The sequence below is a fragment of the Phytoactinopolyspora endophytica genome (assembly GCF_004138495.1).
In the GTDB taxonomy this organism is placed as follows: domain Bacteria; phylum Actinomycetota; class Actinomycetes; order Jiangellales; family Jiangellaceae; genus Phytoactinopolyspora; species Phytoactinopolyspora endophytica.
Window position 1 is genome coordinate 104445 of record NZ_ML142850.1, and the last position, 2615, is coordinate 107059.

The 2615-nt window shown below is 67.6% G+C and carries 2 protein-coding genes and 1 pseudogene; all 3 read right to left on the minus strand.

The annotated features are described in order from the left end of the window. Window positions 1–1233: heavy metal translocating P-type ATPase (locus ELR45_RS36780; protein ID WP_205855847.1), on the minus strand; the 1233-nt coding region annotated here is incomplete at its 3' end. Between the two features lie 182 nt (window positions 1234–1415). Then, a complete protein-coding gene (locus ELR45_RS03830; RefSeq protein WP_129663619.1) occupies window positions 1416–2261 on the minus strand; it encodes an ABC transporter permease in 846 nt (281 codons plus the stop codon). Beyond that, window positions 2258–2615 (minus strand): annotated as a pseudogene (locus ELR45_RS36785) (ABC transporter ATP-binding protein); the annotation flags it as partial. The gene ELR45_RS03830 and the pseudogene ELR45_RS36785, both read right to left, overlap by 4 nt.

A 2615-nucleotide genomic window follows, 5' to 3' on the forward strand; every position in this document is an offset into this window, starting at 1 on the left:
CACCGCGAGCGGCGTCGCCATGCCGAGCGCGCACGGGTATCCGAGCACCAGGACCGCCAGAGCGGCGAACGTCGCCCTGAAGAAATCTGGCGACTCGCCGAACAGCAGTGGACCCACGGTCCAGGCCAGGAAACTGCCGGCGGCGATGGTCAGCACGCCCGGCACGAACCACTTCAAGATGGTGTCGACGAGCTGCAGCACCCCAGGGCGCAGCGCCCGGGCTTGCTCGATCGAACGGGCGACCTGGGACAGGAACGACTCCTCGCCCACCCTGGTCACCTCGACGACCAGCGTGCCGGTCTGGTTGATCGACCCGCCGATCACCTCGTCGCCGACGGTCTTCTCCGCTGCGATCGGCTCACCGGTCACCAGTGACTCGTCCACGGCCGAGATACCTTCCATGACCGTGCCGTCGACCGGGATGGACTCGCCGGGTCGGATCCGCACCGCGTCGCCCACAGCCACCTCGTCGACGCCGACCTCGGTCTCCTGGCCGTCACGGACCACCCGCGCCGTCTCCGGCCGCAGGTTCATCAGCTGACGCACAGCTTGCGAGGAACGCGTCCGCACCTTCTTCGACACGTAGTCGGACAGCAGATGGTAGGTCGTGATGAACACCGCGACCGCGAAGAAGTGGCCCGCCGGGAACTCGTCGCTGACAAACAGGCCCAACAGCCCTCCGGCCAGCCCCGCGAACGCTCCGAACTCCAACAGGACATGCTGGTTCAAGATCCGCCGGCGCAACGACGCCCACGCCATCCGCTTGACGAACCACGCCGTGACGAACATCGTGGCCAGCGCTAGTGCGAGCATGACCCACGCCAGGAACGGATGGGCCAGCACCGTGAAGAACGGCTCCATCCCCAGGAGCATCAACACCGCGGTGATCCCAGCGAACACCCCCGCTACGATCGTCCGGTTCTCCGACGTGCGCAGCTCGCGCTCTTCCTCCTCGAACGAGCGGACCTTATCGGGGTCACGGTAGGTGTAGCCGACCTGCTCCAATGTCCGCCGCAGTTCGTCGGCACCCACCAGGCGCGGGTCGTACCTGATCAGCCCTTCCTCGTGCGCCAGGGACACGCCGACGTCGTGTACACCGTCCATCCGCGAGTACGCCTTGCGGATCGTGCTGGTGCAGAACGAGCACGACATCCCGCCGATCTTCATCCGGTAGGTCGCCTCGTCACCGTCGGCGGTGGCGCCACCGGACGTGCTCCGGCTCTCGGTCGTCATCCTCATCCTCCCGGTACGCCTTCGCCTCACGACGGACCGGTCCGGCCGCACGGGCAAGCTCGCCGCTAGCCGTGTCGGAACCGGCCGTCGATGACCTTCTCTACGACCACCGTGCAGGGTTCCAGGAGCTGGAAGGTCAACGACGCCGACCGCCCGGCGTCGTGCAGCCCGGGTGTCCGGGCTCAGCCGATCCGCTGCAGAGCCTTCGCCCGGCGCTCGGCCACACTCGAGCCCGACTCGCGCCGTGCCATCCGGCGGAGCACGATCGGTGCCGCGATCAGACCCAGCAAGGCCCAGGCTCCGAGAACGCCGGCGGTCTCCAGGTGCCGCCAGGAGTCACCGACCTCGACGGTGACCGCGCTGTGCGGAAGCAAGGCGGAGCGCATGCCGAGCCCGAGCCAATAGATGGGGAACACTTGGGCGATCCATTCCAGCCAGCCGGGAAGGGCAGTGATCGGGTAGAAGACCCCGGAGATCGCCACCAGACCCAAGGCCGGCAGCGAGATGTAGCCGGCGCTGCGCGCGCCCGAGATCAGCGCACCCAGCATCGCACCGATGGACTGGGTGGCCACAAGGCCCAGCAGCAGCACCCAGGCCAGCGTGAGCCAGGTGTCGAGACCTCCGGTGTCCAGACCGTCGACGATGAGCACACCGGGGACCAGCAGGATCACCACGTACGCCAGGACGGTCCCGGATACGGTGACGAGCTTGCCGATGAAGTAGCCCCGGACACCGTTCGGCGTGGCCTTGGCCCGCAGCAGGGTGCCGTCTTCCCGCTCGGCACTGAGATACTGCACCACCAGCAGCATGCCGAAGGCGATGAACATCCCGAGCACGCTGGGCAGGACCAGTGCTCCCAAGGTGAACCCGCTGTCGGCGAAGGTCCGGCCCCGGAGAAGGAAGACGGCGACCAGAGTTGCCGTGGGCCAGAACAGATGGCCGAACAGCTCACCACCGCTGAGGGATTGGCGCAGCTCGATGAGCCCACGTGTCCCACCCGCGCGTAGGGCCGTCGTGGTTTGGCTCATCGGTCCGCTCCTTCCAGGGCGTGCGCCACCGCGTCGTTCTTTCCGGATTCGGCGTGCCGTACCAGCGTCAGGTAGGTGTCCTCCAACGACGAGCGCCGGATGTCGAGATCGGAGACGGCCTCGCCGTATCGAGTGAAAAGGTCGAAGGCGAACGCGGTCGGGTCACTGGTGGCGTGGGCGTAGGGCTGACCGTCGCGGGTCCAGCGCACCTCATCCTTGCCGACGATCTGCTCGGCCAGCTCCCCGGCCGTGCCGTTTGCGACGATCCGCCCGGCGGTGAGAATCATGATGCGGCCGGCGAGCTTCTCCGCCTCGTGGAGATCGTGGGTGGTGAGCAGGATGGTGGTCCGCCCC